The organism is Streptomyces sp. cg40 (assembly GCF_050320165.1).
Lineage (GTDB): Bacteria > Actinomycetota > Actinomycetes > Streptomycetales > Streptomycetaceae > Streptomyces > Streptomyces hokutonensis.
In genome coordinates this window covers 4,624,144-4,638,863 of sequence record NZ_CP190128.1, presented here as the reverse complement: position 1 = coordinate 4,638,863, position 14,720 = coordinate 4,624,144, and the positions used below count along the sequence as shown (strand labels likewise).

The window sequence follows — 14,720 nt, the reverse complement described above, 5'->3', positions numbered from 1 at the left end:
GCGGAGATGTGATCAGTCAGGGTACGGCGTTCACGTTCGCGGTGATCTTCGGGATCATCACCGTCCTCCTCGTCCGCTCCCGCGACATACGGGTCTGGGAAGCGGTCTGTGTCGGCCTGTTCGGTGTCTACCTCGGCCAGACGCCTGTGGTCTTCACCATCCACGGCCTCGTGATCTGGATGATCAGCGGCTTCTCCCACACCTGAGCAGAAGGGACCCACCACCATGCCCATGTCTCGCGTGAGGTGCCCGTTCTGCAAGGGCGACGGAGCCCGCAGGACCTGGACCGGACGGCTGCGCCGCTGCCGCGTCTGCCGGGGTACCGGAACCATCCGCTGACCCACCCGCACGACCACCCAGAGAAGGACGTGATCCCCATGACCGACTGCGCGCCACCCGCCATCACCCGTGCCGCCTCGGCGGCCCACCCTGGAAGGTCACCACCATCACCCCGGCATTCACTCCGGCTGACAGGCGCGCCGTCCTCGACCGCGCGGCGCGCCTGCGTCAGCTTCCCGAAGCAGACCGCGACGCCATCCGCATCGCTCAAGACGCTCAATTCCCGCGCTGGCTGGAGCAGATCACCGCAACCGGCGGCTGTGCCCACCCCGTCCACCTCTCCGGCTCAACGACCACCCTGGACGGCACGACCGGCGAGATCCTGCACCACTACGACACCCGCACCGAGCCCGGAGAACGCCTCCTGGTCCGCTGCCGCAACCGACGCGCAACAGTCTGCGCCCCCTGCTCCCGCCTTCACGCCGGAGACACTTACCACCTCGTCCGCGCCGGTCTCCTCGGCGGCAAGAGCATCCCTGCCACGGTCCGCAACCGGCCCCGGCTCTTCGTCACCCTGACCGCACCGTCGTTCGGGCCGGTCCACCGCGCTGGGGAGATGTGCCGACCGCGCCGGGACAGCGGCACCTGCGAACACGGACGCTCCGTCAGCTGCGGCGCCGTCCACATCCCGGATGCGCCGGTCGTCGGTCAGCCGCTGTGCGCTGATTGCTACGACTACCCCGGTCACGTGCTGTGGCACGCGCACGCCGCCAAGCTCTGGGACCGGTTCGTCATCGACGTACGGCGGCGCCTGGCCTCCTCGGCAGGCATCGTTCAGTCCCGCTTCTCGCAGTACGCCCGGCTGTCCTTCGCCCGAGTCGCCGAGTACCAGAATCGGGCGGCCGTCCACGTCCATGCCGTCGTCCGCCTCGACGGACCCGCGGGATCCGACGATGAACCCCCTGCTTGGGCCACGACCGACCGGCTTGTTGAAGCCGTGCGGGCATCCGCACAACGGGTCCTGCTCTGCACGCCCTACAGCCCTGCCGTCGGTGAACTCGCCCTGCGCTGGGGCGCCCAGATCGACGCCCGGCCATTGTGTGACGACGGCGAGGGTCCGGACGATGACGCTGTGGCCGCCTACGTGGCCAAGTACGTCACCAAGGGAGCGAGCGAGACAGGCGCCGGCACCGACCACCCGCTCACCACCTGGGCGGACATCGAGTCGGCACCCGTCAGCGAACACGTTCGCACCCTCATGCGCACCTGCTGGCGCCTCGGCGGTCTACCCGAGTACGAGTCTCTCCGCCTCCGGGCCTGGGCACACACGCTCGGCTACCGGGGCCACATCCTCACTAAGTCCCGCGCCTACTCGACGACATACGCAGCACTCCGCGCCGAACGCGCCCACCACATGGGCCACGCCGACATGCCCGACGCGGTTATCGAACGGCACTGGCGCTACATCGATTCTGGCCACACCCTTGGTGCTGCGCTCCTGGCTGCTGGAATCGCTGAGGACATCGCCACGAACCGTGAGATCGCCCGCGAAGAGCGCGAGGCGCCCCTGTGACGAGACGCCACAGCGAGCAGTGGGCTCGGGCCGTAGAGCGCCAAGCGGCCAAGTTCCCTACCCGAATCGGACCGAAGAGCGCTACACGACTCGCACGCCTTCTCGGCCCTGTGCAGAGGGACTAAGCGTCTGGACCACGCTCAGCACCCTTGCTATCAAGCCACATTGGACAAGAAGTGCAATGTGGTTCTACCTTGGCTCGCATTAGCCCGTATGGGTGAAGATCTGTACCGCCCTTGACGAGGAGAGTGCTGTGAGCCAACTCCCTTGCTGCGCCAAGTCCATCCCGCTCTGTGCCCCTTTGCGCACAGACATAGCCCTGTGAAGGACGGGCTCCGGTATCGGGGTCTCGGGGTGGATTGATCGTCGGCCGTTGGCTGACAGCCACCGGGGGTTGAGAGTGAGCCTCCATGGTCACCGTGGGATGGGTCTCGGCAGTTGCTGTTCTAGCGAGCAGTGGCTTTCCGGTCCTACGGCATATCTGCGCTCAGTTGGTCAGCCTGAGTACAGACCTGATCCGCGTCATTGATGCCTTCCGTAAGGTACTTGAGGTTCTGAAGGGCGACACCAGCAAGCCACCAAGCGAACCGGGCTCGCAAGGAAGTGACGAGACCGGAGCGGCCTAACAAGGGGAGCCCTCACCAATCGGTGGGGGCTCCCTCGTTGAGCGTGCGAGTGACCAACTACCTGAGACGGTTGCCTAGTCCAGCGGGTTCGGCTTGATGTCCACTCGGTCGGTGTCGAACCCTCTGCCCCTCCTCGTCGGTGGGTGGACAACCACGGCGGCGAAAAGGAACCGGTAGATCGCGTTCATGCGCGCGTAATCCTCTTCCTGTTCCAGCCTCTGCCAGTTGGTCTCGGCGTCCGGCCCGGCGATGCCCTCCAAGACGACGACCGGTCGCTTCACGGTCTTCCGCTGGCGCTCCTTCACCCGCTTGAGGACGACGGCGCGCATGGCGTGGAAGTCGGCGGTCGTGAAGTCGTCGTCTGTGAGCCACAGTTGTTTCAGCTCCTCCAACTTCGCCCGGTCCTTCTCGTCGGCGAGAACATCGGCCTCGGGACGTGTGGTCGCGGCGGGCTCGTAGCCAGAGGTGTCCAAGTTGGTCAGGACCTTGATCGCGACATCCCGCGCGAAAGCTTCGAGAGGGACAGCGGACACAGATCGATCGCACTTCTGCTGATCGACGTCATCAGCACGAGTGCACCGGTAGTAGGCGTACCGGACGCTGTTCGTGCCGGCCATGCGGGCCCCGCATGCGCACGTCACCACTCCGCGCAGCACGTAGTACCGAGTCGGCCGCTTCTGCTTGTCCTTAGCCTGCGCGGCCCGGTACTCCCGGAACCGCTGAACCTCGTCCCACTGGCCGCGATCGATGATGGCGGGCCACGTCCCGGTTCCCACCTCCTCGCCCTGGTGGATCCGGACACCTGCCACGAAGTTGGACGACAGCAGATGGCGGACGTTCTCCGGCTGCCACGTCTTGCCCTTGGACGACAGCACTCCCCGTGCGGTCAGGTCCTGGGCTATGCCCATGGGCGACTCACCGTCCAGGTACCGGCGGAAGACCTCGCGGACGATCTCCGCCTCTTCCTCGATGATCGCCTGACCGTTGCTGGTGTAGCCGTACGGACGGTTGCCCACGTGCGGTCTGCCTTCGCGGGCCTTGTCCTTGAGCGCTTCCTTCAACCGACGTGACGTGTCGTCAGAAGAGCGGCACGCGTGGGCCACCTCGATGCGGAGGATGAACCGGTCGTCGGGGTCCGACAGATCGCGTCGGTTCGCCTCGCCGTGCAGGAGTACGCGCTTGTCGTCGGCTATCGACAGAAGCTCTTCGAGGTCCTTGGGCTGACGCATGAGGCGGTCGGGGTGGTAGACGATGACGTGCCGGATCTCGCCGTCTCCCATCGCCCTCAACATCTCTTCCCAGCCAGGCCGCTTGCGGTTGCGCTGCCACGCCGAACGGTTGTTGTCCACGTAGACGTGGGTTGCCTCGACGCGGAGTTGGAGTCGGTCGGCTATCTCCCGGCAGATGCGTTCCTGTCGGTCGACGCCGGTCTGATCCTCGTCCTTGGTGTGCGAGATGCGGCAGTAGATGGCGGCAGGCTCGCCCGGGGTGATGGCGGCCCTCGCTAACTTCGATCGGCTCATGACAAACACTGTATGAGCCCGGTATGACATCGATCATCGTCGGCGCCGCCATCGGGGCGGTCTTCTTCAAGGAGCGGTTCGGGGCGCCCCGTATCGCCGCCGCCGTGCTGCTGGTGGCCGGGATCGGGCTGATGCTGCGGGCGGGTTGACCGTTCCTTCACCGGGCTTGCCGACGACTTGACGATCCGTTCCATGGGCGTTCAGACGGCTGTCTGTGTGTGGGGTGTGTGGTGCCCCTATGGTCCCTGAGGATTCGGGAGAGAAGGGGCTCATGGAGACACTCCACGCGGTCCGGGCGGGCGGGATCACCAAGTGCTTCGGCGAGGTCGTCGCGCTCGACGGTGTCGATCTGGATGTGACGCAGGGTCAGATCCACGGTCTGGTCGGGCCGAACGGGGCGGGGAAGACCACCCTGCTCGGTCTGCTGCTGGGGCTGGCCGTCGCCGACAGCGGGCGGCTGGAGATCCTCGGTCAGCAGGTCGGGCGGGCGTTCGCCGCTCCTGACGGCGTCGCCGGTTTCGTGGACGGGCCCGGTCTCTACCCCTCTCTCACCGCCCGGCAGAACCTCGCCGCGCTGGCCGCACTGCGCGGCCACGACGCGCGGACGGCGGGGATCGACGACGTGCTCGACCAGGTCGGGCTGACCGATGTGGCCGACGACCGGGCGCGCGGGTTCTCGCTCGGGATGCGGCAACGGCTCGGGCTCGCCGCCGCACTGCTCACCAGACCCCGGCTGCTCGTGCTCGACGAACCGTCCAACGGCCTTGATCCGGCGGGCAAGAGACATGTGCACAGGGTGCTCAGCGCACTCGCCGCCGACGGAACCGCCGTGGTGCTCTCCAGCCACCGTATGGACGACCTGGAGGCGTTGTGCTCGGAGGTCACCATCCTCGCGACCGGACGGGTCGTGTTCTCCGGGCCGTTGAGCAAGCTGGCCGCCGAGAGCCGTGAGCTCGAGTACCGGTTGCGGACGTCCGACCCCGAGGGAGCGCGCCGGCTCGCCGCCGACAGCGTCGGCGTCCGGATCGTCGACGGCGCCGGAGTACGGCAGGACGCGGACGTGTTCGTCGTACGCGCACTGACACCCGCCCTCGACGAACTCGTGGCCCAGGTCGTGCGGTCGGGCATCGCGGTGCGTGAACTCGCCTCGGTGGTATCGCCGTTGGAGGCCGCGTTCCTCGCCCTCACCGATCAGGAGGCGGGTCGATGACCGCGACCGCCGTTGCCGAACAGGCCGAACAGACCGTCACGGCACCCCGCGTCTCCGTCGCGCGCGGCTACCGCTTCGAACTCGTCAAGCTCGTCTCGCAGTGGCGGATCCGGCTGCTGGTGCTCGCCTGTTGGGTCGCGCCCGCGCTCTTCGTCGCGGGGGTGAGCCAACAGGACACCCTCCCCTCCGACACCCTCTTCGGCCGCTGGATGCACGCCACGGGGTGGGCCGGGCCGCTGGTCATGCTCGGGTTCGCGGGCACCTGGGCGCTCCCGCTGCTGACCTCGCTCGTCGCCGGTGACGTGTTCGCGGCCGAGGACCGGCTGGGCACCTGGCGGCATCTGCTGGTGGCGGTCCGTTCGCCGGCGCGGATCTTCGCGGCGAAGGCCCTGGCCAGCGTCACCGTCATTCTCGCGCTGGTGGCGGGGCTGGCCGCTTCCAGTACGGTCGGCGGGCTCCTGGCCGTCGGCAACCAGCCGCTGGTGGGACTGGACGGGCATCTGCTGACGCCCGGGGACGCGGCGGGCGCGGTCCTGCTCTCCTGGACCGCGGCCCTCGCCCCGACCCTCGCCCTCGCCGCGATCGGACTTCTCGGCTCGGTCGCGCTGGGCCGGTCCTCGATGGGCCTGCTGCTGCCGGTGCTGGTCGCGCTCGCGATGCAGGTCGCCCAGATGCTGCCGCTGCCCGTCGCCGTACGCCTCGCCCTCCCCGGCTACGCCTTCATCTCCTGGAACGGCCTGTTCACCAGCCCGGCCCAGCTCACCCCGCTCCTGATCGCCGTCGCGGTCAGCCTCGCGTGGGCCGTACTGGCCACCGCGCTGGCCCATCTCCTGTTCGTACGGCGGGACTTCACCAACCCGGCCTACGACGGCTCCGGGCGCCGCGCGTTCACCTTCGGCGTGCTGCCGCTGGCCGCGCTGACCGCCGTCACCGTGGGGGTGGTGGCCGTGGCGACACCCTCGACGGGTTCCGGGATCGAGCAGGCGAAGGTGCAGAAGTCCCTCGCCACCGTCTTCGCCCACCTCTACCGGCTCCAGACCGAGCAGCTGCACCGGCCCGCCGTCACCGAGGCCCAGCTGCGGACCTCGGCGGCCTGCACCAAGAGCGACGGCCAGGCCGCCCAGGAGGGCGCGGGCAACGACTGGCGCTGCGTCGTGAGCTGGCGTCTCCCCGGGGTCGCGGTCACCGGGTCGGCGATCTACCAGCTCGACATCACCTCGGACGGGCGGTTCGTGGCGGACGGCGACGGTCCCAAGGAAGTCAACGGCTACTTCCTGGTGCGGACGTCGACCGGTGACGCCCCGAATCCGCTGTGGCAGTTCGACGGCAACGTCGAGCTGCTCGAAACCCAGTGAAGGGAACAGTTCCGTGCAGGTAATCCGCCAGCGTCGGATCAGCGAGAAGAAACAGGTCAACCTCTTCGGCAGACACGTCGGCCGCCGGGCACTGCTGGTGACGACGGGTATCGCCGTCGCCCTCGGCGTCACGGGCACGGCGGTCGCCTCGACGTACCAGTTCGGCACCCAGCAGGTCGGCCAGACCACCGCCGACGGCCAGGTCATCTCCAGCGACCAGTACATCAAGCCGTACGGCAGCCGCACCGTCATCAACGACGGCAAGATCATGTCGTCGACCGTCAGTCCGGACGGCACCCGTCTCGCGGCCTCCATCGCCGACGGCGACGCCTCTCTGGTGGTCATGGACCTGACTACCGGTCAGATCAAGCAGAAGATCGGCACCAGCACGGCGGACGACCTGCGCATCAGCAGCGGCGCCGTCGGCCAGGAAGGGCCGACCTACTCGCCCGACGGCAAGCAGCTCTGGCTCGGGCAGGCGAACGGCTACACCAAGTTCACCGTCAACGCCGACGGCACCCTCGCCGCCCCCACCGCCGTCCCGATCCCGGCCGACGGCACCAAGCAGGCCCTCGTGGGCGCGGCCGTCTTCTCCCCCGACGGCTCCACCGCCTACTCCGCGGTCAACGGCCAGAACAAGGTGGTCGCCATCGACGCGGCGACCGGAACCATCAACCAGACCTGGACAGTTGGCACCGCGCCGCGCGGAATCGCCCTGGTCGGCGGCAAGTTGTACGTAAGCAACGAGGGCGGGCGCCCGGCGAAGGCCGGCGACACCACCATCAACTCCTACGGCACCGACGTGCCCGCGAACCCCAAGACGGGCGCCAGCACCACCGGCACGGTCAGCGTCATCGACACCGCCGACCCGTCCGCCGCCGTCGGCACCATCGCCGTAGGACTGCACCCGACCGCCGTGTACGCCAAGAAGGGCGCGGTGTTCGTCACCAACACCGCCGACAACAGCGTCTCGGTCATCGACACCCGCAAGGACAGGGTCGTCCAGACGATCGCCACCCAGCCGTGGCCCGAGGCGTCCGTCGGCTACGAGCCGAACGCGGTGACGCTCACCGACGACGGCCGGCTGCTGGTCACGCTCGGCCGCGCCAACGCGGTCGCCGTCTACCGCTACAGCTCCCCGCAGCAGCCCGCCCGCTACGTCGGCCTGCTCCCCACCGACTACTTCCCCTCGGGCATCACGGCCAACGGCAAGCAGATCGTCGTCGCCAACACCCGTGGCGTGGACGCCCTCCGCCCCGACGCGGCCGGCCACAACACGCACGACACGACGTCGAGCGTCACACAGTTCACGCTGCCCGGCGACCTGACCGTCAGGTCCCAGACGGCCAAGGTCTTCAAGCAGAACGGCTGGACGCCCGGCTCGGTCACCACAACCAAGGGCAAGAGCCGCGCGAAGGCGATCCCGGTCCCCGCCCGGCTCGGCGACCCCTCGACGATCAAGCACGTCTTCCTGCTCGTCAAGGAGAACCGCACCTACGACCAGGTCTTCGGCGACCTCCCGCAGGGCAACGGCAACGCCTCGCTCACCCAGTTCGGCGAGAACGTGACCCCCAACCAGCATGCGCTGGCCCAGCAGTTCGGGCTCTACGACAACTTCTACGACATCGGCACCAACTCCGCCGAGGGCCACAACTGGCTGATGCAGTCGGACAACCCGGAGTACACCGAGTCCTCGGCCGGCGAGTACACGCGCAGCTACGACACCGAGAACGACGTCCTCGGCCACCAGAAGTCCGGCTTCATCTGGACCGGCGCGCAGGCGGCGGGCAAGTCGGTCAAGGACTTCGGCGAGTTCCAGTCGCTGGAAACGAAACCCTCCGGCGCGACCTGGCAGAACCTGTACTGCGACAGCAAGAACATGGCCGCCACCGGAGCCCAGACCGCCTACCCCATCCAGACGGGCTCGGCGATCCCCTCCCTCAACGACGTGTCGGTACAGGGCTTCCCTCTGTTCGACCTCACCGTCCCGGACATCTACAAAGAGCAGATCTGGCAGCAGGACTTCGACAAGAACGGCCCGGCGAACCTGAACATGTTCTGGTTCTCCAACGATCACACCGGCGGCCCGGCCAACGCCGCCGCCGAGGTCGCCGACAACGACCTCGCGGTCGGCAGGATGGTCGACAAGATCACCCACAGCAAGTACTGGAAGGACTCTGCGATCTTCGTCGTGGAGGACGACTCCCAGGCAGGCCTCGACCACGTCGACGGCCACCGCGCCCCCGTCCAGGTGATCAGCCCCTACGCCAACCACAACACGGTCGACGACCACTACTACTCGCAGATCACCATGGTCCGCACGATCGAGCAGATCCTCGGCATCCACCCGATGAACCAGCTCGACAGCGCGGCCACCCCGATGTACGGCGCCTTCACGAACAAGCCCGACACCACCCCGTTCACGGCGGTCCCCAACCGCACCTCCCTCACCCTCGGCGTGAGCCCCCAGCCGTCCTGCGGCTCGGACACACCGGCGGGTGCGCCGACGACCGTCTCCGTACCGACGGCCGAGAAGACGCTCGCAGCACAGTGGAAAACCTGGGCCTCCCACCAGCGCCTCACAGGCCCCCACGCGGTCCCCGACTACGCCAACCCCACCCAGATGAACCGCTACACCTGGTACCAGACCCACAACTGGACCAAGCCCTACCCCGGCGACAAGAAGCTCTACACCCCGGACGAGGTCCCCGGCGCATACCTCCCGTCTCCGGAAAACGACGGCTGACAAACGACGCCCCTAAAGGCGGCCCGCAGGGCCAGCCTTTAGGGGCGCGGGGAACTGCGCGCCCAGCCCCAACGGCGCAGCACCCAACAGACTCAGGCCACAGACACCCCGAGCGACCCAACACCGGACAGGTCATGGGCCCGAACACTGTTACGGTCCGTCGCCGCCCGCCCCAGCGCATGATGCGGCCACAACCCCCCAGCCACCCGCCGAGACCGTTCCCCCCACTCCCGTGCCTCAAGACCACCAGCCTTGTAGTGGTTGAGGGCGTACCCCCCTGAGTGCACGCGCAGCAGCAGGAACCCGCCGGGATAGTCCTTCGCGGCGGTCACCTCCTGCTGCACGACGTGCGGCGCCCGCACCAGCGGCGTCCGCTTGTTCCGGTGGGTGTGCCCCGCGTGATGAAGGAACACCCCCGGCGCCGAGGCATACGCGTCCACGATCGCGCGCGCCTGCCGCCGGTCCAGCTGCTGCCCCCGGGTCACCGGAAACACGGAGTCCCGTACGGTCAGCGGATGGTGGCCGAAGACGACGGTCGGCCGGTCCGGCTCCGCCCTGAGCCGCGCCCGGAACCAGGACAGCTGCTCCTCACCGAGCCCACCCGCGTCACCCCCGTTGCCGGCCTTGGCATATGTGTCGAGCCCGATGATCCGCAGCCCGCCGAGATCATGCGCGAAGTACCCGGGCCCGCCGCCGAAGCCGTCACCGAACCCCTCCCGGAACGTGTCGCCGTAGTTCCCCGCCCGGTCGTGGTTGCCGCGTACGACGAGATAGTCCCGCCCCAGTGTGCCGAAGCCGTCCAGGATGCGTCTGGCCTCGGCCAGGTCCTGCGGGGACCCGCCCGCCGAGATGTCCCCGGCGGCGAGCAGGACGTCCGCCCCGCGCCGCTTGGCCTCCTCGACCAGGGCCCGGGTCATGATCTCCGGATAGGCGGCGAGGCCCGCCGCCTGCGACACCCCGCGCAGCAGCGGGAAGCCCGCCATGCGGCCCGCGGTGGTCTCGCCGAGGTGCAGGTCGTTGCAGAGGGCGATGGACAGCAGGTGCCGGCCGGGCGGCGGCTGCGGCGTGGTGAAGGAGTACGTGCCGGTCAGGGAGCCGAGGCCGTGCCGCGAGGTGCCGACGGCGTTCCCGCGCACGTGCTGCAACGGCGTCGGTACGGCGGTCACGCCCCCGGAGCGTGCCCGGTAGTAGTACGTCTGCCCGGGCTCCAGGCCGGTCAGCTCCACCTGGTGGTGCGCGGTGGGCCGCTCCTCGGCCGCGACGCGGTTGAGCCGGGCCGGGTGGGTGCCGTAGACGACCTCGCCCTCGGTGAGCGCGGGGAGCGGGTGGCCGAAGCCGTCGTCGGTGCCGGGTATCCGGGTGTGCCAGGTGATGATGGCGCTGTCCTCGGTGAGGGTGACCAACTCCAGGTGTACGGCGGCCAGTTGGCGGTATTTGCCGCGCGGGGAACCGCCGTGGGCGGCACGCAGGAGCGCCGGGGCGAGGAGCGTGCCGGAGCGCAGGACGTCGTACGGAGTGGGGAGCGCGGCGAGGGCCGCGCGGGGAGCCGAGAAACAGCAGCGCATACCCCATTGTTGCCCCAGAGCCGTGAACGCCGGCCGTGGTGCCGACGGCCGGAGCCGTACCAGTGCGCTACGACAGGGCGGTGCGCACCGCCCTGACCAGGGCCTGCGCCCGTGGATCAGCCGTCACACTCTTCCGGAACGAATTCGTCACATACCCGAACGCGATGCCCGAATCCGGGTCCGCGAAGCCCAGGGCGCCGCCCCGGCCCGGGTGCCCGAAGGAGCCCTCCGACAGCAGCGGGGACGCGCTGCCGTGCAGCATGTAGCCCAGGCCGAAACGGGTGCCCACCACCAGCACGCGGTCGGGTCCCGCCGAGCGTTCCGTACGGGCCAGCTCGACCGTCTCCGGTGTGAACAGCCGTGCCCCGCCGTCGAGTTCGCCGATCAGGGAGGCGTAGACGCGGGCCAGGCCGTCCGCCGTCGCGATGCCGTTCGACGCGGGGAGTACGGCGGCCCGGTACGCCGGGTCGTTCTCGTCCGGCATCGGCGTGATCGCCCCGAACGCGCGCCGGGTGAGGGAGTCGGGGTTCGCGTACGCCTCGGAGACCGACCGCTTGGGGCGCAGGCGGGGTCCGTGCGCCTCCGCCGGGGCCGCCTCGACCTGCGCGACCCGGCCGACCCGCCCCGCCTCACCGGACGGGAGCCCCACCCACAGGTCCGCCCCGACCGGCCCCGCGATCTCCTCGGCGATCCACTCGCCGATCGACCGGCCCGTCACCCGCCGCACCAGCTCACCGGTCAGCCAGCTGTACGTCTGCGCGTGATAGCCGTGATCGGTGCCCGGCTCCCACACCGGTGCCTGCGCCGCCACCGCCGCGGCGCCCTGTGCGGGGTCCGCGGCCTGTGCCGGGGTCAGCGGGCGGTCCAGCACCGGCACGCCCGCGCGGTGCGCGAGCAGGTGCCACACGAGGGTGTGTTCCTTGCCGGCCGTCTTGTACTCCGGCCAGTACTCGCCGACCGGAGCGTCCAGGTCCAGTTCCCCGCGCTGCGCGAGCAGCAGCAGTACGGCCGCGGCCACGCCCTTCGTCGCCGAGCGGACGATCTGGGCGGTGTCCCGCTGCCAGGGCGCGGTGCCGTCGACGCCCTTCGTACCGGCCCACAGGTCCACGACCCGGTGTCCGTCCCGGTACACCGTCACGGCCGCGCCCAGGTCTCCGCGTACCTCGAAGTTGGCCGCGAACGCCTCCCTGACCGGCTCGAAGCCCTCGGCCACCACGCCGTTCACGCCCACGTCCACGCCCGCACTCCCGGTCCCGCCGATCCGCTGTCCTACCTCAACCAAGCAGGATCGTGACGTCGATGTTCCCGCGCGTCGCGTTCGAGTACGGGCACACCTCGTGGGCCGCGTCGACCAGCTTCGCCGCGATGTCCGGGTCGAGGATCGGGAGCGAGACGCTCAGGGCGACCGCGAGGCCGTAGCCGCGCTGCTTGTTGGGGCCGATGCCGACCTTCGCGGCGACGGTCGAGCCGGTCAGGTCGAAGCCGGCCCTACGGCCGACCAGGACCAGCGCGTTGTGGAAGCAGGAGCTGTAGCCGGCCGCGAAGAGCTGCTCGGGGTTGGTGCCGTTGCCGTTGCCGCCCAGGGCCGGGGGCATCGCGACCTGGAGGGCGAGCTGGCCGTCCTGGCTGCTGACGAAGCCGTCCCGGCCGCCGTGGGCGGTGGCCTCGGCGACGTACATGATCTTCGTCGGGCGGGTGTCGACGGCGGTGGCAGCGGCGTCGTCGGTCATGGCGGGACCTCCCCCAGAACGGAAACACAGGGTGGAAAGACAGGAGTGGGCAACTACATCGTGCACAAGATACTGACCGGTAGGTGACACGTGGCCAGCAGGGGGTGGCAACCGCCGGTAACCCGAGGTCAGCGAGCCCGTTCCGCCGCGGCCTCCGCGCGCTCCGCGAGCCGCCACAGCTCCGCGCGCAGCCGTACGACCTCCGGCATCTCCAGCTCCGTCGCCGCGAGCAGCGCGCCGGGCACGCGGGCCGCGCGCTCCCTCAGGGCCGCGCCGCGTTCCGTGCAGGCGACCAGCACCGAGCGCTCGTCGTGCGCGGCCCTCTCGCGGTGGACGAGCCCGGCCGCCTCCAGGCGCTTCAGGAGCGGCGACAGCGTGCCGTAGTCGAGGCGCAGGGCGGTCGAGAGGTCCTTGACCGTGCTCTCGCCGCGCTCCCACAGGACGAGGAGGGCGAGGTACTGCGGGTAGGTCAGCTCCAGCTCCTCAAGGAGCGGGCGGTATGCGGCCGTCAGCGCGCGCTGGGCCGCGTACAGCGCGAAGCACAGCTGCTCGTCGAGGTGCAGCGACCCGGCAGCACCGGCGGCAACCGTATGGTCCTCGTTCGTCACGCGCCCATTGTCACGGACCGCGGGTCGAACCCGAAGGGCAACTCCAGACGATGGGCCCGCATCAGGGCCTCGTCGGAGAGGAGTTCGCCGGTCTTCCCGTCCGCCGCGATCACGCCCTCGCTCAGGATCAGCGAGCGCGGGCACAACTCCAGCGCGTACGGCAGGTCGTGCGTGACCATGAGGACGGTCACGTCCAACGACCGCAGGATGTCGGCCAGTTCGCGCCGGGAGGCGGGGTCGAGGTTGGAGGAGGGCTCGTCGAGGACGAGGATCTCCGGTTCCATCGCCAGCACCGTCGCGACCGCGGCCCGGCGCCGCTGCCCGAACGACAGATGGTGCGGGGGGCGGTCCGCGAAGTCCGCCATCCCCACCGACTCCAGTGCCGTGCACACCCGTTGCTCCAGCTCGGCGCCCTTCATCCCGGCCGCCGCCGGACCGAACGCCACGTCCTCGCGGACCGTCGGCATGAAGAGCTGGTCGTCGGGGTCCTGGAAGACGATGCCGACCCGGCGCCTGATCTCCGCCATGTGCCGCTTGCCGACCGGGAGTCCGGCCACCGTGACCGTGCCCGCGCCGCCCGTGAGGATGCCGTTGAGGTGCAGCACGAGGGTGGTCTTGCCGGCACCGTTCGGGCCGAGCAGGGCGACCCGTTCGCCGCGCGCGACGGTGAAGTCGACGCCGAACAGGGCCTGATGGCCGTCCGGGTAGGCGAAGGCCAGCCCGGACACTTCAAGGGAAGAGGTCACAGAGTCCATCCCAACAGACATACGACAAGGGCGGCACAGGGCAGTGCGAGGGCGTACGACCACTGCGCCAGGTCGGCGGTCACCTCGTCGATCACCGGCATGGAACCCGCGTAACCCCGGCTCACCATGGCCAGATGGACCCGCTCCCCGCGTTCGTAGGAGCGGATGAACAGCGCGCCCGCCGACTTCGCGAGCACGCCCCAGTGGCGGATGCCCCGGGCCTCGAATCCCCGTGACTCGCGGGCGATCCGCATCCGCCGCATCTCGTCCGTGATGACATCGCCGTAGCGGATCATGAAGGACGCGATCTGGACGAGGAGCGGCGGGAGCCTCAACCGCTGGAGGCCCAGGAGGAGTTCGCGGAGTTCGGTGGTGGCGGCGAGGAGGACGGAGGCGGCGACGCCCAACGTGCCCTTGGCGAGGACGTTCCAGGCGCCCCAGAGGCCGTTCACGCTCAACTCAAGGCCCAGGAAGGTCACTTGCTCGCCCTCCGCCACGAAGGGCATGAGGACCGCGAAGGCGACGAAGGGCACCTCGATCAGCAGCCGGCGGAGCAGGAAGGCGGCGGGCACGCGGGCCGCGTACGCGACGCACGCGAGCAGCACGGCGTACAGCCCGAACGCCCACATCGCCTCGCGCGGGGTCGACACCACGACCACCACGAACGCGAACACGGCGGCCAGCTTGGTGTGCGGCGGCAGCGCGTGGACGGGGGAGTGGCCGTGCCGGTAGAGGCGGTGTGCGTGGCCCGCGCCCATC

13 protein-coding genes are annotated in these 14,720 nt (G+C 69.6%); 6 read left to right on the top strand and 7 right to left on the bottom strand.

What is annotated here, in order from left to right:
* Positions 1 to 8 precede the first annotated feature (8 nt).
* Both ACQHII_RS20425 and ACQHII_RS20420 read left to right on the top strand, forming a co-directional pair.
* On the top strand, positions 9 to 206 hold the full coding sequence (locus ACQHII_RS20425; protein WP_427925371.1) for a hypothetical protein: 198 nt from the start codon (positions 9 to 11) through the stop codon (positions 204 to 206).
* Between the two features lie 296 nt (positions 207 to 502).
* The gene (locus ACQHII_RS20420) at positions 503 to 1,852 is read left to right on the top strand and encodes a replication initiator (RefSeq protein WP_427925370.1); all 1,350 of its coding nucleotides are present in this window, start codon (positions 503 to 505) and stop codon (positions 1,850 to 1,852) included.
* A gap of 700 nt (positions 1,853 to 2,552) precedes the next feature.
* Here the strand turns inward: ACQHII_RS20420 and ACQHII_RS20415 are convergent.
* Positions 2,553 to 4,001, bottom strand: coding sequence for a recombinase family protein (locus ACQHII_RS20415; protein ID WP_427920647.1), 1,449 nt, complete (start codon positions 3,999 to 4,001; stop codon positions 2,553 to 2,555).
* Between the two features lie 23 nt (positions 4,002 to 4,024).
* On the opposite strand from ACQHII_RS20415, the gene ACQHII_RS20410 reads away from it, so the two are divergent.
* The 4 genes from ACQHII_RS20410 (at position 4,025) to ACQHII_RS20395 (ending at position 9,312) form a co-directional block, all read left to right on the top strand.
* The gene (locus tag ACQHII_RS20410) at positions 4,025 to 4,150 is read left to right on the top strand and encodes a hypothetical protein (RefSeq protein ID WP_399115618.1); all 126 of its coding nucleotides are present in this window, start codon (positions 4,025 to 4,027) and stop codon (positions 4,148 to 4,150) included.
* A 122-nt stretch (positions 4,151 to 4,272) separates the two neighbouring features.
* Positions 4,273 to 5,211, top strand: coding sequence for an ABC transporter ATP-binding protein (locus tag ACQHII_RS20405; RefSeq protein ID WP_427920646.1), 939 nt, complete (start codon positions 4,273 to 4,275; stop codon positions 5,209 to 5,211).
* Positions 5,208 to 6,566: an ABC transporter permease gene (locus ACQHII_RS20400; RefSeq protein WP_427920645.1), complete on the top strand. Its 1,359-nt coding sequence runs from the start codon at positions 5,208 to 5,210 to the stop codon at positions 6,564 to 6,566. The genes ACQHII_RS20405 and ACQHII_RS20400 overlap by 4 nt, the downstream gene beginning before the upstream one ends.
* A gap of 13 nt (positions 6,567 to 6,579) precedes the next feature.
* The gene (locus ACQHII_RS20395) at positions 6,580 to 9,312 is read left to right on the top strand and encodes an alkaline phosphatase family protein (protein ID WP_427920644.1); all 2,733 of its coding nucleotides are present in this window, start codon (positions 6,580 to 6,582) and stop codon (positions 9,310 to 9,312) included.
* 92 nt (positions 9,313 to 9,404) lie between these two features.
* Here the strand turns inward: ACQHII_RS20395 and ACQHII_RS20390 are convergent, their stop codons facing one another.
* The 6 genes from ACQHII_RS20390 to cbiQ form a co-directional block, all read right to left on the bottom strand.
* Entirely contained in the window at positions 9,405 to 10,877 is a 1,473-nt protein-coding gene (locus ACQHII_RS20390; RefSeq protein ID WP_427920643.1) for a metallophosphoesterase, read from the bottom strand.
* 67 nt (positions 10,878 to 10,944) lie between these two features.
* Positions 10,945 to 12,108: a serine hydrolase domain-containing protein gene (locus ACQHII_RS20385; protein ID WP_427925368.1), complete on the bottom strand. Its 1,164-nt coding sequence runs from the start codon at positions 12,106 to 12,108 to the stop codon at positions 10,945 to 10,947.
* Positions 12,109 to 12,151: 43 nt separating this feature from the next.
* Complete coding sequence (locus ACQHII_RS20380) at positions 12,152 to 12,607, bottom strand: organic hydroperoxide resistance protein (protein ID WP_427920642.1); 456 nt, start codon at positions 12,605 to 12,607, stop codon at positions 12,152 to 12,154.
* A gap of 128 nt (positions 12,608 to 12,735) precedes the next feature.
* Positions 12,736 to 13,215 (bottom strand): MarR family winged helix-turn-helix transcriptional regulator, encoded by a 480-nt coding sequence (locus tag ACQHII_RS20375; protein WP_427920641.1) that lies wholly within the window; start codon positions 13,213 to 13,215, stop codon positions 12,736 to 12,738.
* Positions 13,212 to 13,970: an energy-coupling factor ABC transporter ATP-binding protein gene (locus tag ACQHII_RS20370; RefSeq protein WP_427920640.1), complete on the bottom strand. Its 759-nt coding sequence runs from the start codon at positions 13,968 to 13,970 to the stop codon at positions 13,212 to 13,214. Before ACQHII_RS20370 ends, ACQHII_RS20375 begins: the two co-directional genes overlap by 4 nt.
* Positions 13,958 to 14,719 (bottom strand): cobalt ECF transporter T component CbiQ, encoded by a 762-nt coding sequence (gene cbiQ, locus ACQHII_RS20365; RefSeq protein ID WP_427920639.1) that lies wholly within the window; start codon positions 14,717 to 14,719, stop codon positions 13,958 to 13,960. Before cbiQ ends, ACQHII_RS20370 begins: the two co-directional genes overlap by 13 nt.
* Position 14,720: the final 1 nt, after the last annotated feature.

What these genes read in the sequence shown, in the direction of transcription:
- ACQHII_RS20415 (WP_427920647.1), bottom strand. Translation starts at nt 4,001, where the DNA reads ATGAGCCGATCGAAGTTAGCGAGGGCCGCCATCACCCCGGGCGAGCCT.
- ACQHII_RS20410 (WP_399115618.1), top strand. Translation starts at nt 4,025, where the DNA reads ATGACATCGATCATCGTCGGCGCCGCCATCGGGGCGGTCTTCTTCAAG.
- ACQHII_RS20405 (WP_427920646.1), top strand. Translation starts at nt 4,273, where the DNA reads ATGGAGACACTCCACGCGGTCCGGGCGGGCGGGATCACCAAGTGCTTC.
- ACQHII_RS20400 (WP_427920645.1), top strand. Translation starts at nt 5,208, where the DNA reads ATGACCGCGACCGCCGTTGCCGAACAGGCCGAACAGACCGTCACGGCA.
- ACQHII_RS20390 (WP_427920643.1), bottom strand. Translation starts at nt 10,877, where the DNA reads ATGCGCTGCTGTTTCTCGGCTCCCCGCGCGGCCCTCGCCGCGCTCCCC.
- ACQHII_RS20380 (WP_427920642.1), bottom strand. Translation starts at nt 12,607, where the DNA reads ATGACCGACGACGCCGCTGCCACCGCCGTCGACACCCGCCCGACGAAG.
- ACQHII_RS20370 (WP_427920640.1), bottom strand. Translation starts at nt 13,970, where the DNA reads ATGGACTCTGTGACCTCTTCCCTTGAAGTGTCCGGGCTGGCCTTCGCC.
- cbiQ (WP_427920639.1), bottom strand. Translation starts at nt 14,719, where the DNA reads ATGGGCGCGGGCCACGCACACCGCCTCTACCGGCACGGCCACTCCCCC.